The organism is Paenibacillus arenilitoris, from assembly GCF_014705655.1.
In the GTDB taxonomy this organism is placed as follows: domain Bacteria; phylum Bacillota; class Bacilli; order Paenibacillales; family Paenibacillaceae; genus Pristimantibacillus; species Pristimantibacillus arenilitoris.
The window spans coordinates 82,824-106,106 of record NZ_JACXIY010000024.1 but is presented as its reverse complement, the minus strand read 5'-3'; the positions used below and the strand labels follow the sequence as shown (position 1 = coordinate 106,106).

At 58.8% G+C, this 23,283-nt stretch carries 20 protein-coding genes; 3 read left to right on the top strand and 17 right to left on the bottom strand.

All coding sequences use genetic code 11. The features are described 5' to 3' along the window. Nucleotides 1-25: 25 nt before the first annotated feature. The 12 genes from IDH41_RS20010 to IDH41_RS19955 form a co-directional block, all read right to left on the bottom strand. The gene (locus tag IDH41_RS20010) at nucleotides 26-910 is read right to left on the bottom strand and encodes a carbohydrate ABC transporter permease (protein WP_190864172.1); all 885 of its coding nucleotides are present in this window, start codon (nucleotides 908-910) and stop codon (nucleotides 26-28) included. Between the two features lie 38 nt (nucleotides 911-948). Then, a complete protein-coding gene (locus IDH41_RS20005; RefSeq protein WP_190864171.1) occupies nucleotides 949-1,839 on the bottom strand; it encodes an ABC transporter permease in 891 nt (296 codons plus the stop codon). 76 nt (nucleotides 1,840-1,915) lie between these two features. Continuing rightward, complete coding sequence (locus IDH41_RS20000) at nucleotides 1,916-3,631, bottom strand: extracellular solute-binding protein (protein ID WP_190864169.1); 1,716 nt, start codon at nucleotides 3,629-3,631, stop codon at nucleotides 1,916-1,918. A 199-nt stretch (nucleotides 3,632-3,830) separates the two neighbouring features. Beyond that, entirely contained in the window at nucleotides 3,831-4,946 is a 1,116-nt protein-coding gene (locus IDH41_RS19995; RefSeq protein ID WP_190864167.1) for a response regulator transcription factor, read from the bottom strand. Further along, the gene (locus IDH41_RS19990; RefSeq protein WP_190864165.1) at nucleotides 4,943-6,688 is read right to left on the bottom strand and encodes a sensor histidine kinase; all 1,746 of its coding nucleotides are present in this window, start codon (nucleotides 6,686-6,688) and stop codon (nucleotides 4,943-4,945) included. The genes IDH41_RS19995 and IDH41_RS19990 overlap by 4 nt, the downstream gene beginning before the upstream one ends. A gap of 178 nt (nucleotides 6,689-6,866) precedes the next feature. After that, a complete protein-coding gene (gene mglC, locus IDH41_RS19985) occupies nucleotides 6,867-7,886 on the bottom strand; it encodes a galactose/methyl galactoside ABC transporter permease MglC (RefSeq protein ID WP_190864164.1) in 1,020 nt (339 codons plus the stop codon). Continuing rightward, entirely contained in the window at nucleotides 7,864-9,420 is a 1,557-nt protein-coding gene (locus IDH41_RS19980) for a sugar ABC transporter ATP-binding protein (RefSeq protein WP_190864162.1), read from the bottom strand. Before IDH41_RS19980 ends, mglC begins: the two co-directional genes overlap by 23 nt. A 76-nt stretch (nucleotides 9,421-9,496) precedes the next feature. After that, nucleotides 9,497-10,573 carry a galactose ABC transporter substrate-binding protein gene (locus IDH41_RS19975; RefSeq protein WP_190864160.1) on the bottom strand — a complete coding sequence of 359 codons (1,077 nt, stop codon included), beginning with the start codon at nucleotides 10,571-10,573 and terminating at the stop codon, nucleotides 9,497-9,499. 522 nt (nucleotides 10,574-11,095) lie between these two features. After that, nucleotides 11,096-12,082: a substrate-binding domain-containing protein gene (locus tag IDH41_RS19970; RefSeq protein WP_190864158.1), complete on the bottom strand. Its 987-nt coding sequence runs from the start codon at nucleotides 12,080-12,082 to the stop codon at nucleotides 11,096-11,098. Next, nucleotides 12,075-13,931, bottom strand: a complete 1,857-nt coding sequence (locus IDH41_RS19965; RefSeq protein WP_223829881.1) for a cache domain-containing sensor histidine kinase — start codon at nucleotides 13,929-13,931, stop codon at nucleotides 12,075-12,077. The genes IDH41_RS19970 and IDH41_RS19965 overlap by 8 nt, the downstream gene beginning before the upstream one ends. Further along, on the bottom strand, nucleotides 13,928-15,592 hold the full coding sequence (locus IDH41_RS19960; protein ID WP_190864156.1) for a response regulator: 1,665 nt from the start codon (nucleotides 15,590-15,592) through the stop codon (nucleotides 13,928-13,930). The genes IDH41_RS19965 and IDH41_RS19960 overlap by 4 nt, the downstream gene beginning before the upstream one ends. A 566-nt stretch (nucleotides 15,593-16,158) precedes the next feature. Next, nucleotides 16,159-16,695 (bottom strand): dihydrofolate reductase family protein, encoded by a 537-nt coding sequence (locus tag IDH41_RS19955; protein WP_190864154.1) that lies wholly within the window; start codon nucleotides 16,693-16,695, stop codon nucleotides 16,159-16,161. Between the two features lie 135 nt (nucleotides 16,696-16,830). Between IDH41_RS19955 and IDH41_RS19950 the strand changes: the two genes are divergently transcribed. From IDH41_RS19950 to IDH41_RS19940, 3 genes are all read left to right on the top strand, one after another. Then, a complete protein-coding gene (locus tag IDH41_RS19950; protein WP_190864152.1) occupies nucleotides 16,831-17,196 on the top strand; it encodes a winged helix-turn-helix transcriptional regulator in 366 nt (121 codons plus the stop codon). A 114-nt stretch (nucleotides 17,197-17,310) separates the two neighbouring features. Continuing rightward, nucleotides 17,311-17,583 carry a type II toxin-antitoxin system prevent-host-death family antitoxin gene (locus IDH41_RS19945; protein ID WP_190864150.1) on the top strand — a complete coding sequence of 91 codons (273 nt, stop codon included), beginning with the start codon at nucleotides 17,311-17,313 and terminating at the stop codon, nucleotides 17,581-17,583. Continuing rightward, complete coding sequence (locus IDH41_RS19940) at nucleotides 17,567-17,893, top strand: type II toxin-antitoxin system RelE/ParE family toxin (protein WP_190864148.1); 327 nt, start codon at nucleotides 17,567-17,569, stop codon at nucleotides 17,891-17,893. The genes IDH41_RS19945 and IDH41_RS19940 overlap by 17 nt, the downstream gene beginning before the upstream one ends. Before the next feature lie 266 nt (nucleotides 17,894-18,159). On the opposite strand, the gene IDH41_RS31830 is transcribed toward IDH41_RS19940, so the two are convergent. The 5 genes from IDH41_RS31830 to IDH41_RS19915 form a co-directional block, all read right to left on the bottom strand. After that, the gene (locus tag IDH41_RS31830) at nucleotides 18,160-18,291 is read right to left on the bottom strand and encodes a hypothetical protein (RefSeq protein WP_263364595.1); all 132 of its coding nucleotides are present in this window, start codon (nucleotides 18,289-18,291) and stop codon (nucleotides 18,160-18,162) included. Nucleotides 18,292-18,309: 18 nt separating this feature from the next. Then, the gene (locus IDH41_RS19930; protein WP_190864146.1) at nucleotides 18,310-19,959 is read right to left on the bottom strand and encodes an MGH1-like glycoside hydrolase domain-containing protein; all 1,650 of its coding nucleotides are present in this window, start codon (nucleotides 19,957-19,959) and stop codon (nucleotides 18,310-18,312) included. Nucleotides 19,960-20,050: 91 nt separating this feature from the next. Next, entirely contained in the window at nucleotides 20,051-21,400 is a 1,350-nt protein-coding gene (locus tag IDH41_RS19925; protein WP_190864144.1) for an ABC transporter substrate-binding protein, read from the bottom strand. Nucleotides 21,401-21,521: 121 nt separating this feature from the next. Then, nucleotides 21,522-22,361 carry a carbohydrate ABC transporter permease gene (locus IDH41_RS19920; RefSeq protein WP_190864142.1) on the bottom strand — a complete coding sequence of 280 codons (840 nt, stop codon included), beginning with the start codon at nucleotides 22,359-22,361 and terminating at the stop codon, nucleotides 21,522-21,524. 6 nt (nucleotides 22,362-22,367) lie between these two features. Continuing rightward, nucleotides 22,368-23,282, bottom strand: a complete 915-nt coding sequence (locus tag IDH41_RS19915) for a carbohydrate ABC transporter permease (RefSeq protein ID WP_190864141.1) — start codon at nucleotides 23,280-23,282, stop codon at nucleotides 22,368-22,370. Nucleotide 23,283: the final 1 nt, after the last annotated feature.

Below are 23,283 nucleotides of genomic sequence, written 5' to 3'. Positions count from 1 at the left end.
CCGCATGACGCATAAGTTGCTCCACCTATTCCTTGACCGATCCAAGCGTAATGCCGTGAATGAAGAAGCGCTGCAGGAACGGATAAATGACCAGGACGGGAATCATGGCGATGAAGATTTTGGCCGCGTTCAGCGTCTGATTGGACAGCTCGCTCAGCTTCTTGTATTCATCCTCCGTCATGCTGGTCGTATCGATGACGACGACGAGCTGCTGGATATAGGTTTGCAGCGGATATTTCTCGGCCGACGACATGAGCACGAGCCCGTGGAAAAATTCATTCCAGTGGTACACGATGCTGAACAGCGTAATCGTCGCGAGCACCGGAACGGCCAGCGGGACGAAGAGCCGCACGAGCATATACCAAGGCCCCGCGCCGTCCACGAGCGCCGCCTCCTCGAGCTCCTTCGGCAGGTTCCGGAAGAAGTTCACGACGAGAATGACGTGGAACACCTGCACGCCGCCCGCCAGCACGAGCGCCCAGATCGTGTCCATCAAGCCGTAATTTTTCATGACCATATACCAAGGAATCAAGCCGCCGTTGAAGAGCATGCAGAAGACGAGCAGCCACATAAAGACGTTGCGCAGACGGAAATCCCTGACCGACTTCGACAACGGGTACGCGAGCAGCACCGTAACCGCGAAATTGATGACGGAGCCGAGCACGACCCGCTGCAAGGAAATGCCGAACGAATTGAAAAACTTCGAGTCGGTCATGATCGTCTGATACGAATTCCAGTTGAAGCCGACCGGCCATAACCGGACGCTTCCCGCTGCGGCCGCGGCCTTGTCGCTTAACGAGACGGCGAGCGTATACCAGATCGGCATGACGCATACGAGCGCGATGACGATCAGGACGACGAGCAGCGCGATATCAAACAGCTTGGAGACGTATGATTGTTCCTTAACCATGGTCCATGCTCCTTTCGAATTTATGCTTTCTTGTCTTTTTAAAAGATGCGGTAGTTCGCGAATTTGGAGGCAAGCAGGTAGGAAACGACGATTAAAACAAAGCTGACCACCGATTTCAACAGTCCCATCGCCGTCGCCAGACTGAACTGAAGGTTCAGAAGGCCCGAGCGGTATACCCACGTATCGATAATATCCCCGGTCGAATAGACGAGCGGGTTGTACAGGTTGAAGATTTGGTCGAAGCCCGCGTTAAGCACGTTCCCGAGGCTTAAGACGGCGAGCAGGACGATCGTCGTCGTAATGCCGGGAAGCGTCACGTGCCACAAGCGCTTCATCCGCGTCGCCCCGTCGATCGCGGCCGCTTCGTACAGCGCCGGATTGATCGAAGTGAGCGCCGCCAAATATATGATCGTGTTAAAGCCGAATTCCTTCCACACGTCGCTTCCTACGATAATATAAGGAAAAAGGTCCGCCCGCGCGAAGAACAGGACGGGTTCGATGCCGAACGCTCCCAGGAGGGAGTTGACCGGCCCTTTGAATGCGAAGACGTCGAGCAAAATTCCCGACAAAATGACCCAGGACAGAAAATGAGGCAAATAGACGATCGTCTGCACCCAGCGCTTCACGATCTGCATGCGCAGCTCGTTCAGCATAAGCGCGAAGACGAGGGGGACGATCAGGTTGCCGATAATTTTCAGCACCGCGATGTAAATCGTATTAAATAATACCGTCTTGCTGTCGGACAGCACGAACATGTATTCGAAGTTCTCTAAACCGATCCATTCCGATTTCCAAATGCCCGCGCCCGGGTTAAAATCCTGAAATGCCATCACAATGCCGCTCATCGGGACGATGTTAATCAAGACTAGCCAAATCAAGCCGGGCAGAAGCATAAGGTAGTAGTGCTTCTCGAAGCTTCTGTTTCTCATGATTATTCCCACTCCTACTTCTTATATTTTAGAAGTAAGGCGGCGGAATCCGTGTCCGCCGCCCGCGCCGATTGGATTAGCCTTTGACTTCCTCTTCGACTTCTTGCGTTACCTTATCGCCGCCCTGCTTCTTCCAATCCTCGACGAATTGATCGAAGGCATCGATCGGTGCCGCGCCCATAATGATTTTCAGGAAAGTTTCGGTTTCCAGCTTCTCGAGGTTCGCCCAGCGGCTCTCCATCGTCTTGGTCTGGGAATAAACGAGGCTGTACACTTCGTTGCGCGGCTCGAGCAGCGGCGCGCCGCCGACGAAGATCGAGTACATGCGGCTCCACGTGCCGATGTCTTCGGTATTCCAATACTTAATGTCGTTGTTGTCGAACGGCTCGAGCTTCGCTTTGCCGATCTTCGTCGCATCGTCCGCGAGCAGCTTGTAGCCCGGGATGTCCAGATCGGCCGCCGTCTTCGTTCCGGCCAGCACTTCCTTGAGCGCGGTCAGCGAGTACTCGATCTCGTCGACCGGCGCGTACACGATCCGTACCGGATAGTGATTCAAGGATACGCTTACGTCGAATTTCGCTTCGTCCCGGACGAGCAGGTTCATCAATTTAAGCGCGGCTTCCGGATGCTCGTAGCCCTTGCGAACCGCCAGGAATTGCGTCGAAGGCGTCGCCATGTGCGGGCTGAATTCGCCGTTCTTGTCGAGCGGCAGCGCATAGGACTGCCAATTGGCGTTCGGGTCGTTCTTGATCGCGTCCGGAAGCGGCCAGTAGCCCATCCAGAACGGACCGAAGAAGATGCCAGACTTGCCGCTGATGACCGGCTCGGCCGCGTCCTTGCGGATGCTCAGCTCGCGGTCGATCGCGCCGCCGGCATACATGTCGCGCAGCTTGGCCAGCGCTTCCTTCACCTGCGGCTGAATGGAGCCGTAGACCGGCTTGCCGTCCTCGCCTTCCAGCCAGAAGCCCGGATACGCGTTGAACGCGGAGAAGATCGGATCAAGGCCGAATGTGTTATTGCTCGATGCCAGGAAGTTCGCGTACAGCTTGCCGCCCGCCTGCTGGCCGGTAATGCCGATCGTATCCGCCTGGCCGTTGCCGTCCGGATCGCCCTCGACGAACGCTTTGGCCACCTTCTCCAGCTCTTCGACCGTCTTCGGCACTTCGAGGCCGAGCTTATCGAGCCAATCTTTGCGGATCCACATCGTGTGGACGGCGTCGCCCCGCGCGGTTACGTTAGGGAGCGCCATCATCTTGCCGTCGAACGTGACCGCGTCGAGCGCGCGCCCTTCGGTCTTCTCGATGATGCCTTTGATGGCCGGAGACGCGTATTGCTCGAACGCTTCCGTCAAATCCTCCACCTGGCCGGCCTTCACCATCTGCCTGAGCTGCGCGTCGTTTACGATGACGAGGTCGGGCAGGTCGTCGCTCGCGATGGACAGGTTGACCTTCTGATCGTAATCCTGGCCCGAGGCCGTTTGCCATATGATTTTCGTATCGATGTTCAGCTGTTCCTTGATATGTCTTGTATATTGGTTATTCTCCGGCGTATCGCCCTGCGGCAAGCTTTTGTCCGTCGGATCGATCGCCTGCCCCACGTTGATCGTAACGGGCGTCTCGTACTTGCCGAAAGGATCGGCCGTCTCCGCCGGAGCCGTCGCTCCGCCGTTCCCGGAAGCGGCGCCTTCGCTTACATTGCCGCCAGCGGGCGGCTGATTCCCGGAAGAGCACGCGGTTACCGTGACAAGGAGCGCCGCCAGCGCCAAGAGCACGCTTTTTTTTGTCGCTTTCATCTTCTATCTCCCCTTTGATCGTAATAAATGAGCCACGCCTATAGGATAGCACCGATGAAAGCGTTCTTACGTTAGAGCCGGCTCGCGGAAATGGGTAGAACGCCGCCGGAAGTTTCTCGCGGGCTGGACGTCTCTCCCCCCTGGCGGCAGACGTTCGTCTACCCTCGCGACCTTCCGCGATACTCGCGCAGACGTTTATCTACCCTTGCGGCTTCTGCCGGTACTCGCTCGGCAGCATGCCCGTATACTCCCGGAATAAGCGGCTGAAATATTTTTCGTCCATATAGCCCGTATGCTCCGCGATCCATTGGACCGATTTGTTCGTATGCGTCAAGTAATCCTTCGCTTTCTCGATGCGGGTCTGCCGCAAATATTCGTTAAAGGATTTGCCCGTAATTTCCTTGAAGCACTGGCTGAAGTAGCTGCGGCTCATGTTGACTCTCCTCGCGACCTCCATTACGAACAGCTGCTTGTCCAGCTCTTCCTGGACGATCTTGACCGCCTTCATGACGCAGTCCACGACCTCCTGCGAATAAGGCTTGCCGCCCGCGACTTGCGCGGTCAGGTCGCGGACCGACTGCAGCCAAGCCTCCGCTTCGAGCCAGTTGTCGAACGGCCCGGGCTCCGCGACGCGCCGATCCGTCACCGCGGCATACACGCGCTTCCATTCGCTCTCGATGGCGTAGAAGAACGAGATCAGCCGGGACGCGGACAGCCGCATCGCCTTCAGCTCGTCCCGCAGCTTCGCGTACAGCGCGTCGTCGTGGATCCATTCGAGCGCCAGCCATTGCCCCTTCGCGCCGGCCAGAGCACTCCCGTCGGCGTCGTATTCCTTGCCCGGGTCGTCCGCGGATCTCGTCCCCCGGCCGACGCCCGGCCGGTCCTCGTAGAACAAATCCTCCCCACCGTAACCTGCGGCCGCGCTCTTCTTCCTCTCTTCCTGAATCCGGGCATGCACCCTTCCGAGCACTTCCTCGAACCGTTCCTTCTCCAGCTGCACCTTGGCGATATAATCGATCGCCCCGAGCCGCAGCGCTTCCTGGATATAATCGAAATCCTGGTGAAGGGTCAGGACGACGATATACAGCTCCGGATACAGCCTGCGGGCGCTGCGCATCAATTCGATGCCCGACATGACCGGCATCGCCAGATCCGTCAGCAGCAGATCGACCGGATTCGCCTGCAGAAATTCCAGCGCCTTCTCGCCGTTGTTCGCTTCCCCGACCACCTGCATGCCGAATTCGGCCCAAGGCATCGCCGATATAAGCCCTTTGCGCACCAGCTTGTCATCGTCCACTACGAGCACCTTAATCATACGTCTCTCTCCGCCTCCATCGCCGGTAATCTTAATATGACGCTTGTTCCCTTGCCCAATTCGCTCTTGATCTGCATCGTCGCCTGCCCGTCGTAATAAAATTCGATCATCCGCTTCACGTAATTCATGCCGATCCCCATGCCGACTTTTTTCTTCTCGACCTGGTCGTTATGCAGCAGATGCCGGATCGTCTCCTCCGTCATCCCTTCGCCGTTGTCGTGAACGGACAGCTCGATGAAGCCGTCGTACTTCACGTCCACGCGAATGCTCCCTTGGTCGTTCAAGCCGTGATAAAGCGCGTTCTCCACGAGCGGCTGCAGAATGAACCTCGGAATGACCATATCCAGCACATGCTCGTCGGCTTCCATACGGACGTTGAACTGGAAGTCGTAGCGGATTTGCTGCAGCGTCAAATATTCCCTCAGCGCCTCCAGCTCCTCCCTGACGGTCGCCTGCTCGCCCAGCTTGCCCAGATTGTAATACAGCAGCTTGTTCAGCGAGACGACGAGCTGGTCGATCTCGTTCTGGCCGTTCATGACGGCCAGCCAGTGCGCGGTGTCGAGCGTATTCATCAGAAAATGCGGGTTGATCTGATAGCGAAGCTTCTCGATCTCCAGATCCGCCCTGCGCTTCTCCTTCTGCTCCACCTCGAGAAACAAAGCCCCGATTTGCTGCTTCATCTCCCCGAATTCCCGCAGCAAATAATCGAACTCCGGAATGTACGTCCTCTCCGAACCGGTGCGGAAATCGCTCTGGCCCGCCCGCTTCATTTCCTTGTGAAACTTGGTCAGCGGGCGGTACACCATCTTCCAGAGCAGCCAAGCGAGCAGGAGGCTGATGGCCAGCACCAGGAGGGAGAAGATCACGATTTGGACGAGCCACCGGTTCCTCTCCTTGTTATACTCCGCCTTCGGAATGACGGATACGATGCTCCAGCCTTGCGTGCTCGTGCCCTTGAACCAATAATAATCGCGATACGTGCCGTGGTCGGCGCCGGAATGCTGCCCGGGGAACGCGCCGTTCGCCGGAAAAACGCCCGGAAGCTCGCTGAACGCGATCGTTCCGTCGCCGCTTAGCAGCAGATGGTGCGAGCTTTGGCTGAGCCGGTCGGTTTCCAAAATGTTCTGCGCCAGCTTGAAGCCCGACTCGATGTAAATATAAATATCGTCGCGATCCGGAATGCCCGCCTTTCTTAGAATGGACAGCACGTTATGGTTGTTCAGCCCGTCCTGGCTCGTATGCGGGGCATGATACGTGATTTTGTTCGTCACGTCGAGCACGGGGAGCTTGCCCGGATCGAAATGCTTGACCGCGTTCAAATTTTCGAACAGATACGTGCCGTCCTTGGCGACGTAATACATCGTGAGGCCGATGTTCGGGTTGGTGAACGTAATCGTTCCCACCTCGCTTTTGATTTCGCTCGACAGGCTCCATGTCTCGTACGGCCCGTCCCCGAGCAAGAACTGGTCCAGCTTCTTCCCCACGGTCCCGTCGAAGGACAGCTGCTGCGACACATGGCTCATGTTGCTGATCGTGTTCTCGAGCGAAAGCTGGACCTGCTTCAAGTTGCTTTGGATGCCCAATTGGATTTTGTTGAACAAAATCGAGTCGATCGTGAAGTACGAGATCAGCCCGATCCCGGCAAACGGGATAAGGGAGCCCGCGATAAACAGGATGACGATTCTCCGTTTAAGGGAAAAGTTTTGAAGATAGGAATAGGCTTTGCTTCTGATGGCATTCATGCCGCTGCATCCGTCCTTCCGAGACAGGTTTCGACTTTCCGTACGTCTCATTATAGCTTTATTTTTCTCCCTGGGAACGCAAAAAAGACACCATGACGGTGTCTTTTCTTGCAGAGATGCAGCTTCCCGGAAGGGCGATTGGTCCTTTCGATGACAGTCCCTCTATTTAGAAGGAATGCTATTTCTTCGCCATATATTTGCGGATGTCGAAGGCGACCGCCGCCACGATGATGAGACCCTTGATGATGAGCTGCCAATACGGGCTGACTCCGATGTACGTCAAGCCGTAGTTGATGACGCCGAAGATCAGCACGCCCGCCGCGACGCCGGGCACGGTGCCGACGCCTCCGGCGGTCGACACGCCGCCGACGACGCAGGCCGCGATCGCGTCGAGCTCGTACATGTTGCCGTAGTTGTTCGTCGCGCCGCCCGTCCGCGCCGCCTCCAGCACGCCGGCAAGGCCGTACAGCGCGCCGGAAATCGCGTAGATCATAATCAGGTTGCGGGCGACGTTAATGCCCGATACATGCGCCGCCTGCACGTTGCCGCCGATCGCGTACATGTTTTTGCCAAGGCGCGTCTTATTGAAGACGACCCAGCAAATCAGCGCGACGACGAGCGCGATAATGACGATGTAAGGGATGGTGTAGCCGCCACCCAGATCGATATAGCCCGAGCCCCACTTCGTGAAGTCCGGACGCAGTCCGCCGATCGGCTGCGATTGGTTCGGCTCCATGTCGAAGTAGAGGGAATTAAGCCCGTAAATGCCGACCATCGTGCCTAGCGTAGCGATGAAAGGCGGCACGTGCAGTTTGGCGACGATGAGCCCGTTCACCAGACCGACCAGCAGGCCGACGACAATGCCGACGATGATCGGAAGTCCGACCCATAAGTGCGGCAGATCCGGGAAAAATCGGTTCGTGTACGTCTCGATCTGCAGCAAGGAGGCCGAGATGACGGCTGTCAAGCCGACGACGCGGCCGGAGGACAGGTCGGTGCCCCCCGTAATGAGGATGAACGCCGCGCCAAGCGCGATAATGAGCCGGGTCGACGACTGCTGCATAATGTCCCGCAGCGTGGAGAAAGCGAGAAAGTTCGGGTCGGCAATGGCGATCCCGATGACGAGCAGGATCAAGACGACGAAGATGGCCCGCTGCGCCAAATAATCTTTTACTTTAAACAGTGCTTGCGAATTCATTGGTTTTCCCTCCTGGTTCAGCCGTCCGCTGCTGCGCGGCGAGCCGCATGATCTCCTGTTCCGTTGCCTGCCTGCCGTCCACGATGCCCGTCATGCGGCCCTCGCTCATGACCATGATCCGATCGGACATGCCGAGCAGCTCCGGCATTTCGGAGGAAATCATGATAATGCTTTTGCCTTGCTTCGCGAGCTCCGTAATAATCGTATAAATTTCGTATTTCGCGCCGACGTCGATGCCGCGCGTAGGCTCATCCAGCAATAAAATATCCGGCTCCGTCAGCAGCCAGCGCGCGAGCAGCACCTTCTGCTGGTTGCCGCCCGACAGGTTGCGGATCTGCGTATTGACCGACGGCGTCTTCGTCCTTAGCTTCTCGACGTTGCGCGCGGCTTCTTCTTTGCCTTTGCGCTCGTTCAGCAGCCCCATCTTATTCTGATAGCGGCCTAAATTCGCGATGATCGTATTCTCGTAAACCGACAGCACGGGGAAGATCCCCGTCACCCGCCGCTCCTCGGTCAGCAGCGCGATCTTATGCTTCTTGGCGTCGGACGGCGACTTGATCTTCACCGGCTTTCCGCCGATCGAGATCGTGCCGGACGCCACGCCCCGCAGGCCGAACAGCGCCTCGACGAGCTCCGTCCGCTGGGCGCCGACGAGGCCGCCGAGGCCGAGAATTTCCCCGCGCTTCAGCTCGAACGACACGTCCCGGAACGACTTCGGGTTCGGCGAGCTGAGCTTCTCCACCTTCATCATCGTCTCGCCCGGCACGTTGGTCCGCTCGGGGAACCGCTCCGTCAAATCCCGGCCGACCATGCGCGTAATGATCAGGTCGGTCGTCAGCTCGCCCGCCGGCCATGTGCCGATATATTTGCCGTCGCGCATAATCGTAACCTCGTCGGATATGCGCAAAATCTCTTCCATCTTGTGCGATATATAAATAATGGATACGCCGCGCTCCCGCAGCCGGTTGATGATGCCGAACAGCTGCTCCACCTCGTTGCCGGTGAGCGAGGACGTCGGTTCGTCCATCACGATCACCTTCGAGTTGAACGAAACCGCTTTCGCGATTTCGAGCGACTGAATTTTCGAGACCGAGAGCGAGCCCGTGCGCGCGCGCGGATCGACGTCGATCTCCAGGTCGCGGAACAGGACCAGCGTATCCTCGTACATTCGTTTTTCGTTGACCAGCTTGAACGGCCCGTAGCCGAACATCGGAAACCGGCCGAGCCATATATTTTCCATCACGCTCCGGTGCGGAACCGGATGCAGCTCCTGATGGATCATGGATATGCCGCTGCTTAGCGCGTCCTTCGAGCTGTTGATCGCCGTCTTGCTTCCGTCGATATAAATTTCGCCCTCATCGGGCTTATAGATGCCGAACAAGCATTTCATCAAAGTCGATTTGCCGGCTCCGTTCTCGCCCATCAAAGCATGCACGGTGCCGGGCTTCACGTTTAAAGTTACGCTGCTTAGCGCCTGCACGCCGGGAAAGGCTTTCGATATTCCCCGCATTTCCAGCACGTTTTGCTCCGCCATTTCCTTCTCCCCCCCAAAAGGCGAGCGAGGGGCAACGCCATTGATGCATGCCGCTGCCCCTCGCTCCCGAACCTGATTATTGCGCGTCGGCTACATTGTCCTTGGTGATTTTCTTGTATGCGATCCAAACGTATTTGCCGTCGGTAATATCGAATCCGGTGTTTTCTTTGGTAGGCGTCTCGCCTTTGGAGAGCGCCGCGGCGATCGCAACCGAAGCCGCGCCCTGGTTCTTGGCGTCATTGAGCACCGTGCCGAGCAGCGTGCCGTCCTGCAGCGCCTGAATGGCCGGAGCCGTCGCGTCCACGCCGACGACCGGCATGTGTTTGTCGCCCGCAAAGTAGCCCGCCGCCTTCAGCGCCTCGATCGCGCCGAGCGCCATGTCGTCGTTGTTCGCCAGCACCGCCTCGATCTTGTCGCCGTGCGACGCCAGGAACGTCTGCATCTTCTCCTGGCCCTTCACGCGGTCCCACATCGCCGTGTCTTCGGCCAGCGCTTCGACCTCGATGCCCGCGTCTTGGATCGCCTGCACGGAGAACTTCGTCCGCAGCTCGGCGTCCTGGTGGCCGGGCTCGCCCGTCAGCATGACGTACTGCAGCTTGCCGTCGCCGTTCTTGTCGGCGGCCGGATTCGCCTTCCAGTAGTCGACGATCAGCTGGCCGGAGATCGTGCCGGACTCCTCCGCCTTCGCGCCGACGTAGAATACTTTATCCCATTTGTTCATGTCCTCGGCGATCGGCTCGCGGTTGAGGAACACGACCGGGATGTCGGCGCCCTTCGCCTTGTCGATGATGACGCCCGCCGCCGTGCGGTCGACCGGGTTAATGATCATCGAATCGTATTTTTTGGAAATGAACAGGTCGATCTTCTCGTTCTGCGTCGGCTGCGCGTTCTGGCTGTCCACGATGTCCAGCTTCGCCTTGCCTTCCGCCGATGCCGACATCGCGTTGCGGACGCCGGTCATGAACGTATCGTCGAATTTATAGATGGCTACCCCGACCTGCGGCGTGCCGCTGCCGCTTCCCGCATTGCCGCCGCTTGCCCCGTTGTCGCCGCCGCTATTGCCTCCCGTATTTCCTCCGCCGCCGTTGTTGCCGCATGCGGCCGCCGTCAGCATGATTCCCGTCATAAGCACAAGCAACCATTTCTTTTTCATCCTGCCCTAAGACCTCCCTGAATGCGTCTGGTTACGCCCGTTCGCGGTGCAGCCCGCGCCGCGCCGCGGCGTCTACCGTTATTATGACGGAACGAGGGGCGCATTCGAATTCAATATTCTCATCTGTTCTATTAAAATTCTCATCAGTTTCCCATGGAACGCCCGCTCGGCAGGCCGGATCTCCCGGATGAGACAAGCGAAGTTCGGCTTAGTTTCAAAATTTGATACTAATGGTTTTGATCGATGTCTGAACCGCGGAGTAATTTCAAATTTTGAAATAATCCGGTTGGAAATGAGGGCTAAACCACGAATAAAGCCGAATAGTTTCAATCCTCGAAACTGTTCGGCTACAGAAGCCATTATTTACGAAAGTAATTTCAGTTTCTGACACTGGCTTCCTTGTCCCCCGTCGCCTATGGGCTGTACTACGCTGTCCCTTACAGCAAGCTCCAAATAGGCGACCATTCGCGGGAGGACATTAGCGTCAGCGTCTTTGCTCAGGCCGTCTCCCGGGCGGCGAGCTCATTGGACGAACGGAAACAGCATCTTCTGATTGTTCATCCAGAACATATTGTCCGCGTCGATCACCCTCGTCTCCAGCCGGATCAGCTTGTCGACCCGCTCGCCGGACAGCAGCGACACGGCCTGCTTGACCCCGAGATAGCCCGTGCTGAAGCCGTTCTGCACGACTAATTTGTGAAGGCTGCCTTCCTGAAGCAGCTCCAGCTGCTCCATCTCGCTGCCGAACGTAACGATCTTCAGCTTGCCCTGCTCGCCGCGCCGCTTCACCTCGTCGGCCAAGCCGAGCGACGCCGAAGCCTCCAGAGCCAACGCGCCGTCCGCCTTCAGATGGTCCAGCATCTGCTTCGCCGCCTGCCAGCACGCATCGCGCGAATTGCCGCATGCCGCGCCGTCCGTTACCGTAATGCCGGCATATTCCGCGAGCGCCGCGCGGGCGCCCACTTCGCGCCGCTCCATATCCGGATCGGGCCGGTCGGGCCGCATGACGGCCACGGTGCCGCTGCCGCCGAGCAGCTCCGCCATCGCCTCGCCCGCCTGCCGTCCGGCTTCCTCGTAGTCGGCCGTGATCGACGTCTGCACGCCCTTCGCGCCCCGCTCGTCGTTCAGCGTAACGACCGGCGCGCCTTGGGCCGACGCTTCGTGCGCAAGCGCCCCGAGCACCTCATCGCCGGCCGGATCGATCAACACCGCGGAAGCGCCTCCTTCCACGGCCGCGAGCGCCGCCGCAAGCTGCTCCTTCTCGTCCTCGTGCGGCTCGAACGCGATGTAATCCAGCTCCGCCCCGAATTCCTTGACGGCCGCTTCGGCGCCGAGCCGCATCGCGTCCCCCTGCTCGCCCGCATGGACGGGAGCGATCAGGACGATGCGCATCGGGGCCTTCTCCGCCTCGCCGAGCCCCGCGGCCCGGCAGGAAGCAAGCAAGACGGCCGCAAGCAGCAGCGCCGTTCCGAGCAAGCTTATTCTCGCAATTGCCAGCCGTCTATTCATCCTGCTCCGCCTCCTCCGCGCTTTGCCGCATGACCGGCATTAGGACGCGTACCGTCGTCCCTTCCTCCTGCTCGCTTTCGTAGCTCAACCCGTACTGGGCGCCGTAATACAGCCGGATGCGGGCATGCACGTTGCGAACCGCCACGCCCGAGCCGGAGTTCGATCCGGAGCCCGATCCGCCATCCGGTCCGGACGCTTCGGCGCCGATGCCGGCTTCCAGCTCCACCAGCATGCCCTGGAGCTTCTGCGGCGACATGCCGACGCCGTTGTCCGCCACCTCGAGCGCGAGCAGCCCGTCCCGCACGTAAGCTTTTACCCGGATCATGCCTTCGTCCACCATATATTCGATGCCGTGCACGATCGCGTTCTCGATCAGCGGCTGCAGCACCAGCTTGAGCGTGAAGCACGGGAGCGCCTCCTCCTCCGCTTCGATCGCGAAATCGAACTTCTTCTTGAAGCGCATCTGCTGAATCGTCAAATAATGCCGCGCATGCTCCAGCTCCTCGCGAACCGTAATCGTCGTCTTCCCCTTGCTGAGGCTGATGCGGAACAGCTTCGAAAGCGACGTGATCATCGTGATGACGTCTTCGTTCTTGCTCATGCCGACCATGCGGACGACCGAATTGAGCGTATTGTATAGAAAATGCGGGTTAATCTGCGCCTGCAGCGCCTCGAGCTCGTACTTTCGCTTCGATTCCTGCTCGACGATGATCTGCCTCATCAGCTGCCTGATCTTGTCCAGCATCAGGTTGAAGCGGCTGGACAGCTGCACGACCTCGAGCGGGCCTTTCATCGGCAGCTCGACGTCGAAGTCGCCGCGTTCGACCGCCTTCATCGTTTTGCCCATCCGCCGGATCGGACGGCTCAGCACGGCGGCAAGCAGCATCGAGATGAGAAACGCCATGACAAGCACGACAACCACGACCTGAACCATGTACCGGTTCACTTCCTCACGGGTCGTCATGATCTCGTCCAAATAAGAGACGCCGACGACCTTCCAGCCGATATTGACGACCGACTGGACCGTGTTCAGCCGCTTCACCCCGGCCGATTCGTCGATGTAGCTGTCCGACGAGGTGAGCGCCTTCTCGACGCTTTCGTTCCGGAGCCCCATATAAATAAGCTGCTGCTGCGGGTGGTACACGATATTGCCGGCTCCTTCGTCAATGATATAGACGTAGCCCCGCTTCCCGAGGCTGATCCGGCTGCTCAGCTCGTCGATCTTCTTGAAGTTGATGTCGACCAGCAGCACGACCCTCGTCGGCTTCCCGTCATGTACGACCGTAATCCCCTTGCTCATCGATACGACCCAGATATACGTGCCGTTATACAGATTTTGAATATGCGGCAGGGAGAAGCCGAGATGGTCCGGGACGCGCATGGCGGCGTGGAACCAGCTCTGCTCCGATACGCGGGCGCTCTTCCTTAGCGGCACCTCCGGGTGGTTGCGGAGCAAGCCTCCCCGGTCGTCGAACAGCGCGATCGATACGATGTCGTCGCGGCTGCTCATGATCGTGTCCAGCTGCCTCGTCACCTGGTCGTCGTCCCACCGTCCGTCCCTCAGCATGTTGTCCTCGATCGCCCGGTACAGCTGCGCCATGCCGTCCACGTAATCCTCCAGGTTGTAGCTCACCTGATCGACGATCTGCTGCGTGCTGAGGAAGACGTTTTCCTCGGCGGTGCGGGAAAACTTGTTGTAGAGCAGCACGGCGACGACCGCCACGATCAGGAGGATGAACGCGGAGAACGACCACATAATAATCGATTGGATGCTGCTCGCCCGCAGCCTCTCCATCCACCGCTTCGCGGCGGACGGGTTTCCCTTGCGCCTCAGCGGGCCGGTCTTCATGAATCGCGCGCCCCCTCGCCGTCCGAAGCGGCCAGGCTGCGGCTGCGGTACTCCTTCGGCGAGACGCCGACCTGCTTCTTGAAGCTGAAGCTGAAATAGTTCGGATCGGCGAAGCCGACGCGCTCCGCGATTTCGAACGCTTTCAGCTCCGTCGTCCGCAGCAGCTCCATCGCCGCTTCCATCCGGATGTGCAGCAAATATTGGACGAACGTCATTTTGACCTCTTTCTTGAACACGCCGCTGAAATAACCGGTGCTGATATGCAGCCGCGCGCACAGCTTCTGGATCGAAATGTCGGGATCGCCGTAATGCTCCTTCGTATAACGGATCGCCTTCTCGACGATATCCTTGTAGGCATGCTGCCGTTTGCTCGAAATATGCTTCATGACGCGCAAGCAGAACTCGAGGAACCAGCGCTGCGCCTCCTGCAAGCCGGAAAATTTGAAAATTTCCGCATGCGGCTGGAAGCCGGTCCCGTACAGCTCGTCAAGGTTAATGTCGGCGTCCTTGGCCGTCCGCATGACCGCCGTGACCGCCTCCAGCAAATACACCTGCATGTCGCTATAGGCGTACGAGGATTGCCGCAGCTCGCAAAACACGGCGTCGACCGCCTCCCCGAGCTCCTCCGCCGTCCCCACCTTCAGGCTGCGGACCAGCGCCTGCTCCTTCAGCTCGTCGAAGCGAAGCTTCCCGAGGCTCCGGTCCTCCACGTCGTGGATGAAAATGACCTTCCCGGATCCGAGGACGAGCCGGTAATCGAGCGCCGCGAGCGCGTCCCCGAACGAATCCTTCACGTCCGCGAGGTCGCCCACAATCGAACCGACGCCGATCGTCACCGGCAGCTTCAAATAATGGACGATGCTCTTCAGAATCGTCTCCAGCGTCTCCTGCATTCCGCGCAGCCACGCCTCCTCCCGGCCATGCTCGTCGACCGCCAGCAGCGCGATGCCGTCCTGATGGATAAAAGCGCTTCCAAGATTTTGCTGCTCCCACAGCTCCTTGGCGATGTTCAGCATCGCGTGCAGCATCAGGTCGAGATCGCCGGAGTTGCGCAGCGAATGCTCGGCTCCCGCGTCACCGTCCTCGTCGGGCGGATGCAGCGCGATGACCGCCACCGCGTACCGGGCGCCGAATAGACGCAGCCCGTAATTTTTCGCTTTCTCCTCGATTTTGCTCCGCGGCAGCTTGCGGGTCAGCAGCGAGGCGAGGAACGTCTCGCGCAGCAGCGGCAGGCTGGTCCGGTAATGCTCCTTCAGCTGCCGGACGTCCTCGCGCTCCGCTACCTCGGCTTCGATCTTACCCTTGATCTTCAGCAGCAGCTCGGTGAAGCTGTCCGACGAGAACGGCTTCAGCAAATATTCGTCCACGCTGAGCCGAATCGCCTGCCGCGCGTAATCGAATTCGTCGTAGCCGGTCAGGATGACGATCTTCGCGAGCGGGCAATGGACCCGCAGCCACTCGGACAGCTGCAGCCCGTCCGTGAACGGCATGCTGATGTCCGTGATGACGACGTCCGGCTCCAGCCTCTCCGCCAGCTCCATCGCTTCCTTCCCGTTCTCGGCCGTCCCGGCGACCGCAAATCCGCACGCTTCCCAATCGATTTCGTGCACGAGCCCGTCCCTTACGTCCGCCTCGTCGTCCACCAGAAGCACCTTATACAATGAATACTCCTCCTTATTCCCCCATGGCCGTCTGCGCTTCCTTACCGATTTATTATTATCCGCGCTGCAAAAAAAATCCACCGTCAGTTGCGATTGCAGCGTTGCGCCGACTGTCCCAGAAGCAGGTTTGCTTACTTGGCGGACGGTTCACTTGATCAAAAAATAAGATATGGCGGTGCCAGGGGATTATTCCCGCACCGCCATTTCTGCATCTCTGTTGCCGCCTCTGAGCGATTGATCCGCCTCGCTCCGAAGACGCCGCGTGATCTGCTCCCAAGCAGCGCGTCTTATGCCAAAGCGTGCAATTGTGCAGGCGTTTAAGCGATCCATGCGCTCTGCGAATCAAATGCCTGCAATGCGCATCTTTTTTCGTTCGGTGAGCATAAAAAGGGGCTTGCGTCCCGAAAATGTCTGCACAAACGCAGGCATACCTTCCGGCCGCCTCATCGATCGCGCAAAGGCTGCACAATCGAAGGCTTTTCACTTGTCTAGCCGTGCTGTCTTTCCGTCATCCGGCGATGACTTTCGGGACAGCACCGTTCGCTTAGAGCTCTCTATTCCTTATCTTACCGGTCAATCGCATAGCGCAGTTGAACGACGCCGCCGCCGAGAGGCTTGCAATCCAGCAGCCGGACAGGGCGATAGCCGTACGCCTCTTCGTCGATCAACAGATTCAACCCCTTCCCTTCGAGAACCGGCGCCACGTTGAAGATCGCCTCGTCCGCAAGTCCCTGGCCCAGAAACGCATTGTGGATGTCCGCCCCGCCGCTGACGAGAGCGGTTTGATGGCCCCTTTGACGCAAATAGTCCAGCGCCTCCCGCGGCGATTCCGCTACCTTAACGCCGGGGATGGCCTCGATGCTCCTGGACAAAACGACGATGTCCAGCTCCGCGAACGGGCCGCTTGCGGCTGCCTGCTCCTCCCGGGATACTCTGCCCGGATTCTGCATGGCTTCGAACGTTTTGCGTCCGACAATGAAATTTCCTGCGGCTTTGGCCTGCGCGGCGAAGTCGTCCAGCGCTTCTTTTCTGGGCGGGTTCTCGGGGCCGGATTGCGCGTAATTGCCGTTAGCGGTTAACGTTGCCCATATCATGGTTTTCATCGTGATTCTCCTCCTTAATCTTAGATCCTTATTTTTTCTTTTCCGATTCCTATCGTAATTGAACTGTGGTACATTTGAAAAGTAGTTACATTTAAGTGCAATAGTTTCAAAAAATGAACTAATGGGGAATAACCGATGATGGACCGATCGTGTCCGGGCACCGTCGAACCGATCCTCGAGATTTTGGACAGCAAATGGATGCTTCTTCTATTGTTCGAGCTGTTTAACGGGACTCGGCGGTTTGGGGAGTTACGCAAAAAGCTGCAGCCCATTAGTCCGAAAACGTTGACGGACCGGCTGCGGCTGCTGGAGGAGAAGGGGATCGTTACACGCACGATTTATCCCGGCGTACCGCTGCATGTCGAATACGAGCTTACCGAATCCGGGCAAGGGCTGCAGCCGATTTTTGCCGCCATGTGGGCGTGGACGCAGCAGTATGGGGCCGATCTGCAGAAAGAGGCTGCGAACGGAAATGGGCAAGTAGCGGATAGCACGATGTGAGCATCTTGCGGAGGCTGAGGCGAAGCGAATGAAAAGGGGAAACGGCAAGCAGCTGCGTTTGTCATTTTAATGATATAATACAGTCATTATAATGTCAGGAAGGAGTTGTAAAGCATGCATATCAAGCCCTCCACTTCAATACGGCAGGATTACAACGGTTTCTCGAAATATTGTCACGAACTTGACGAACCCGTCATTATTACACGTAACGGGGAAGCGGATTTGGTCGTGATGAGCCATGAGGCGTACCGGCGCATGGAGGCTCGCATCAAGCTCCAATCCAAGCTTTTAATAGCCGAAAAGCAGGTTGCCGAAGGGGCGGAATTACTTGACCATGATACAGTGATCGCAAGAATGCGGAGGAAGATCGATGCCGCGAAAGATTAAAATCAAATACGCTCCGGCTGCTGTAGACGATATGGACGAAATATTTTCATTTATAGCCAAGGATAACGTTACTGCGGCAGAAGACAGGCTGGAGAAGCTGGATGCCCACCTGTCGAGTTTAGCCGATTTCCCCCATAAGGGCTCCGTCTTATCGGAAGACGAATATTCCCTTACTCAACGAGGCTGCCGGTTTATTGTAGTAAATCCCTATTTGGTCTTCTACAGGATTATGGATGACACCATCATTATCTATCGCATCCTGCATGGTCGGAGAGACTACCTTCGCGAATTATTCGACTCGTTTGAATAAAACATTTGCGCGACGATCCTAAGAAGAAAAGCCCGCCGTAAGGAAGCAACAGCGGGCCGTTCCGGTCTGCAGTCAGGCGCGCCTCCATCATGCAGACGCCACGCCTGACGATTATAAATGCCATGAACCTTTATTAGCGTGAATTATGGATTGCGTTTCTATAGCTGTCCCTTACAGCTCGTCCCCGATCGCCCATTTCCCGTCTTGCTCAAGCAGCTCGACGAAGATCGGGCGCTCGTCCGGCGTCCGGTTCGGCGTATGGATCGTCAGCGCGAGACGGTCCCCGTCCCCTTGCCCCAGATGTTCCGGTCGGTGCTGCCGAACAAGTAATAACGCTTCTGCTTGGGCACGGGCAGCACGAACGGATCCCTGATTTGAATATCCTCTCTTCTGAGCATAACGGTCTCCTCTCTTCCCTACCGGTAAGTCGGATGAATGATGCCGATATCGGACACGCTTCTGAGCGCGCCGTCCTCGTACGCCAGCACTTCGTTGCCCTTCGCCTTGAACGGCATGTCGCGGCCCTCGTAGCGCAGCGTTCCTTCCACCGTCCGGACGCTCATGCCGACGACGCTTCTCAGCTTGCCGTCCCGACCGGTAACGACCCGCACCCCGCTCGGGAAGCGGATATGGCTCTCGCCGTCCCGGTAAATTTCGGAGCCGTCCCGCGCGTTCAGCAGCTCGTACTCGGTGCCGTCCACGACCCGGGCGTAGCCGGTCTCGCCCGCGACCTCCTCGCCATGGTCCATCGCGTACGGGACGAGCCCCGTGAACCACAGCTCGCCGCCTTGCGTCGGCAGGATGCCGCTTAGCCGCTCGATATAATCGAGCAGGCACAGAATCGACGGCGAGTACGCCTCGGTGAACCCTTCGCTGCCCGTCCACGGGCTGACGGCTTGCGCGAAGCGCTCGGCCCGCGCGAACGCCGACAGAATCGGCTGCAGCACCCAGGTCAGCTCCACGTGCCGGCCGTGATGCTCGAACGCGTGCGGCGCCCGGATCAGGCTCAGGAAGTTGCTCGCTCCTCCCCAGCTGTTGTAGGTCGAGAACGGATCGAACCTCGGATCGTCCATCGCGATCGAGGTGAACGGGTATTTGGCGAAAAACTTGCCCGTATTCAGCAAATACCGCTTCAAGGCTTCATCGAAGAACGGCCGTTCCCCGACCTCGCACGCCATCACCCGCAGCAGCACGTCGGACTGCACGCGCACGAGCTCGCCGTTCCGGTCGCGGTCGTAGAAGAAGTGGTCCCCGGCGTCGAAGCAATGGCGGAACAAGCTGTTCAGGCTCGCCTCCGCCTTGGCCCGCCACGGCTCCCCGGGCTCGCCGAGCTCCTCCGCGATTCGCGCCAAGTATAGCCGCTGGCAGTATACGTTAGCCGTCAGGTCTGGCGCGAGGAACGGCAAGATCGGCGAGTCCGGGTTCACCTGCCCCGCGTCGCCGCCGTGCGGCGTATCGGGCGCGTGCCAGAAGCGCGGCGACAGGTCGTGCCCGGTGTCGAACGTGCCGAACGCTTCGACGCAGCCCGTGCCGCGGGTGTCGCGGTAGGCGGCGAGCCACTCGTCGTAGTGCGCCATCGCCGCGTACATCGTCCGCAGAAACCGCTTGTCGGCGCGCTGCAGCCTGTAATAATGCCATACGCTGCGGGCGAGCGGCGTCACGAGCTGGATTTGCCGGTAAGCGGGGCCGTTCCCGGTCAGCTTGTAGGGCAGCAGCCCGTCCTCGCGCTGATGCGCGGCGAACGAGCGGTACGTCGCCTCCGACACGCGCGGCATGAACCGCGACAGCAGCTCGGCGTTAATCGTGCCCGTGCTCTCCAGCCAGCAGCCGAGATAGATGCCGCCCTCCTGCAAAATCCGCTCCTCGCCGCCCGTCGGCGCGATGCAGTCAAGCAGCGTCCGCGCCGCGGCGTAATAAACCCGCTCGAGCTTGCCTGAGCCGGCAGCGAAGCGGACGCCGGAGCGCTTCCACTCCTCGATGCTTGCCGCGTCCTGCGGCTTCTTCGGTTCGCCGAGTCTCTCGTCCATAGGCAGCTCTCGAAGCCGCCTAAGCAAAGATTCGTTCATCGACGTCATCCCCTCTCCTCGTTGCTCCTCTTATAAAAAACAGGCTGCCGCGAGGCAGCCTGTCGCCGTCATTCCGGGGCGCGCGAGCCCCTTACTGGTTGTTTTTGAAAATTTTGACCGTACCTTCGTAGAAATCTTTGACCGCCGCCTCCACGCTCTTCCGGCCGAAGCCGATCTCGTACATCGTCGATTCGGCCAGCTTCGAGTATTCCGAGAAGCCCGGCGGGTTGTAGCTCACCGCGAACGGCTCCGTCTTCGTCGCCTCGGATACGCGGCTCGTATAGTCGTAGACGATCTTCTCCACCGGGCTCGACTCGCCCTCGAGCAGCGCGCGGTTCGCCGCCGTGACGGGCACGCCGCGGTCGCTGCCGAGAATCTTCGCGACGTCCGAATCGTTGATGAAGAAGCTGAGCAGCGTCGCCACTTCCTTCGGATGCTTCGTCTTCGCGTAGCCGGACAGTCCCTGGCTCGATTCGAACACGACGCCTGTGCCCTTCTCGCCGCGCGGCAGCTGAACCATGATCAGCTCATCCTGCGTGAGTCCTTGCAGCGCCGCAAGCTGGTTGGACGGGATGAGGCTCATGGCGACCTTGCCCGTTACGATGAGCGACTTGCTCGTGTCGCCGGGCGGGTTCGACACCTGCAGATCGGAAGGCACGACGCCGCCCGCCTTCGCCGTCGCGTCCCAATATTGGAACCACTTCAGCGCATCGGCCTCATCGAAGCCGAGCGTCCCGTTCGCCATATCGTAAAGCTGCTTTCCTTGCTGCTTCAGTCCGATGTCCATCCCGTCGACCGACATGTTGTACGTGCCGTAGACGCCGTCGCCCAGCTTCTCGGAAATCTCCTTGCTGATCCGCGCGTAGTCCTCCCAGTTCCAGCCGTCCTCCGGCACCGGCATGCCGGCCTTCTCGAAGAGCGTCTTGTTCACGACGACGCCGCGGGCGTTCGCTCCGGCCGAAATATGGAGCAGCTTGCCGCCGATCGTGCCGTATTCGATCATCGATTGATCCATATCGCTCAAATCCAGCTCTTTGCCGACGTAAGGCTCCAGGTCGAGCAGCACTTCCTTGTTCGCGTAATCGACCACGTTGCCGCCGAGGAAGAAAATATCGGGCGCCGTGCCGGAAGCCAGCTGCGTATTGAGCTTGTCGAAGTAGCCGGTGGACGGCGCGAACTCGCCTACGACCTTAATGTTCGGATGTTTCTCCTGGAACACCTTGAGCGCCTCGTTCGTGATGTCCGCCCGCTTCTGGTCGCCCCACCACATGATGCGAAGCTCGACCTGCTCCGCTCCGCCGGCGTCGTTGCCGCTGCCCGCCGGCGCGTTGCTCGCTCCCGCGCCGCCGCTTCCCGCGCCCGGGCTTCCGGTGCCGCCGGAGCAAGCCGCCGTGAACGCCGTCAGCATGCCTAACGCCGCGATTAGCATCCGTTTTCTCATCTTGATTTCCCCCTATGTTCGAAAGTGAATTCGCTTGCACCACTCATGCTACGCTTATTTCCGAATGACCGGAATTTCATTCCTTCGGGTGTTCATTATCATTTTTTTCGGCTGCAATGCGTTATTTGAGCCCCGTCGTCGCGATCCCGTCCAGGAAATATCGCTGGAAGAACAGGAAGATGAGCGTGATCGGGACGAGCGACAGCGTCGACATCGCCAGCAGCGCCCCCCAGTCCGATTGGCCGGTCGGATCGAACAGCGACCGGATGCCCAGCTGTACCGTGAACAGCTTAATGTCGCTCAAGTAGATCATTTGGCTGAAGAAGTCGTCCCACGACCAGATGAAGGTGAAGATGGCGGCCGAGATAAGCGCCGGCGTCAGCAGCGGCAGGATTACGCGGAGATAGATCTGCCGCTGGCTGCAGCCGTCGATCGTCGCGCTCTCGTCCAGCTCTCTCGGAATGCCGCGGATGAACTGCACCATCATCAGGATGAAGAAGGAATCGTGCGCCAGCCACTTCGGCAGGATGAGCGGATAATACGTGTTGATCCATTGCAGCTCGTTGTAGATGACGTACTGCGGAACGAGCGTGACGTGATAAGGCAGCATGATCGTCACGAGCATCAGCGCGAACCACAGCTTCCGGAACTTGAAATTCAGCCTCGCGAAGGCGAACGCCGCCAGCGAGCACGTAATAACGTTGCCGAGCACGCTCAGAATGGAGATCAGCCACGAATTGGCGAAAAACGTGCCGAACGCGACGCCTTGAAAGCCGCGCCAGCCGTTGACGTAATTGTCCAGCGTGAATGAGGCCGGCCATAAGCCGGGCTTCGCGAAAATCATGTCGTTCGGCTTGAAGGAGCTGCTGACCAGCCACAGCACCGGATAGATCATGGCGATGCCGAAGAGGATGATCAGCGCATGCTTCGTGAACCCTTTTAACCCGTTTGCCAGCGTCATGCGCCTCTACCTCCCTTCCTTGCCGTCGCCGTAGAACACCCAATGCTTCGACGTCGCGAATATGACGGCCGTGAATGCGCCGATGATGATCAGCATGATCCAGGCGAGCGCGGACGCGTAGCCCATATCGAAGAACGAGAAGCCCTTCAGGTACAGGTACAAGGTGTAGAACATCGTCGCGTCCAGCGGGCCGCCCCGTCCGTCGCCGATCACGAACGCCGGCGTGAACGCCTGGAACGAGTTGATGATGCTCATGACGAGGTTGAAAAAGATGACGGGCGTCAGCATCGGCAGCGTAATGGCGAAAAACTGCCGCACCTTGTTCGCCCCGTCCACCTGCGCCGCTTCGTACAGGTCGCCCGGCACCTGCTTGAGCCCCGCGAGGAAGATGACCATGGCGGAGCCGAATTGCCAGACGGATAGCGAAATGATCGTATAGACGATGTAATCGGGATGCGAAATCCAGGACGGCCCCTGGATGCCGAACCAGTCCAGAAACCGGTTCACCAGGCCGCCGCCGTCGAAGATCTGCCGCCAGACGATGGCGATCGCCACGCTTCCGCCGAGCAGGGACGGAATATAATAGACGGTCCGGTAAATGCCGAGCGCCCGGATGCCTTTGTTCAGCGCCATGGCGACGAGCAGCGCGAAGGCGAGCCGGAGCGGCACGGAGAGGAATACGTATTTGACCGTCAGCCACAACGAATTCGAGAACGTGTCGTCCTCCTTCAAGATTTCGATGTAGTTGGCGATTCCGATCCATTGCGGCGGCGTCAGGAGGTTATACCTCGTCAGCGACAAATAAAGCGAACCGAGCATCGGACCGAGCGTCAGGCAAAAAAATCCGATCAGCCACGGCAGCAGAAACGTATACGCCGTCAGGTTATGGCCTCTTGCCAGCGGCTTGCGGCTTGAACTCATC

Bases quoted from the DNA above. Each gene is read 5' to 3' on its own strand.
- IDH41_RS20010 (WP_190864172.1), bottom strand. From the start codon at position 910: ATGGTTAAGGAACAATCATACGTCTCCAAGCTGTTTGATATCGCGCTG.
- IDH41_RS19990 (WP_190864165.1), bottom strand. From the start codon at position 6,688: ATGAATGCCATCAGAAGCAAAGCCTATTCCTATCTTCAAAACTTTTCC.
- IDH41_RS19965 (WP_223829881.1), bottom strand. From the start codon at position 13,931: ATGAAGACCGGCCCGCTGAGGCGCAAGGGAAACCCGTCCGCCGCGAAG.
- IDH41_RS19980 (WP_190864162.1), bottom strand. From the start codon at position 9,420: ATGGCGGAGCAAAACGTGCTGGAAATGCGGGGAATATCGAAAGCCTTT.
- IDH41_RS19925 (WP_190864144.1), bottom strand. From the start codon at position 21,400: ATGAGAAAACGGATGCTAATCGCGGCGTTAGGCATGCTGACGGCGTTC.
- IDH41_RS19955 (WP_190864154.1), bottom strand. From the start codon at position 16,695: ATGAAAACCATGATATGGGCAACGTTAACCGCTAACGGCAATTACGCG.
- IDH41_RS19920 (WP_190864142.1), bottom strand. From the start codon at position 22,361: ATGACGCTGGCAAACGGGTTAAAAGGGTTCACGAAGCATGCGCTGATC.
- IDH41_RS20005 (WP_190864171.1), bottom strand. From the start codon at position 1,839: ATGAGAAACAGAAGCTTCGAGAAGCACTACTACCTTATGCTTCTGCCC.
- IDH41_RS20000 (WP_190864169.1), bottom strand. From the start codon at position 3,631: ATGAAAGCGACAAAAAAAAGCGTGCTCTTGGCGCTGGCGGCGCTCCTT.
- IDH41_RS19940 (WP_190864148.1), top strand. From the start codon at position 17,567: ATGCCGCGAAAGATTAAAATCAAATACGCTCCGGCTGCTGTAGACGAT.
- IDH41_RS19915 (WP_190864141.1), bottom strand. From the start codon at position 23,282: ATGAGTTCAAGCCGCAAGCCGCTGGCAAGAGGCCATAACCTGACGGCG.
- IDH41_RS19995 (WP_190864167.1), bottom strand. From the start codon at position 4,946: ATGATTAAGGTGCTCGTAGTGGACGATGACAAGCTGGTGCGCAAAGGG.
- IDH41_RS19970 (WP_190864158.1), bottom strand. From the start codon at position 12,082: ATGAATAGACGGCTGGCAATTGCGAGAATAAGCTTGCTCGGAACGGCG.
- IDH41_RS19945 (WP_190864150.1), top strand. From the start codon at position 17,311: ATGCATATCAAGCCCTCCACTTCAATACGGCAGGATTACAACGGTTTC.
- IDH41_RS19950 (WP_190864152.1), top strand. From the start codon at position 16,831: ATGATGGACCGATCGTGTCCGGGCACCGTCGAACCGATCCTCGAGATT.
- IDH41_RS19975 (WP_190864160.1), bottom strand. From the start codon at position 10,573: ATGAAAAAGAAATGGTTGCTTGTGCTTATGACGGGAATCATGCTGACG.
- mglC (WP_190864164.1), bottom strand. From the start codon at position 7,886: ATGAATTCGCAAGCACTGTTTAAAGTAAAAGATTATTTGGCGCAGCGG.
- IDH41_RS19930 (WP_190864146.1), bottom strand. From the start codon at position 19,959: ATGAACGAATCTTTGCTTAGGCGGCTTCGAGAGCTGCCTATGGACGAG.
- IDH41_RS31830 (WP_263364595.1), bottom strand. From the start codon at position 18,291: ATGCTCAGAAGAGAGGATATTCAAATCAGGGATCCGTTCGTGCTGCCC.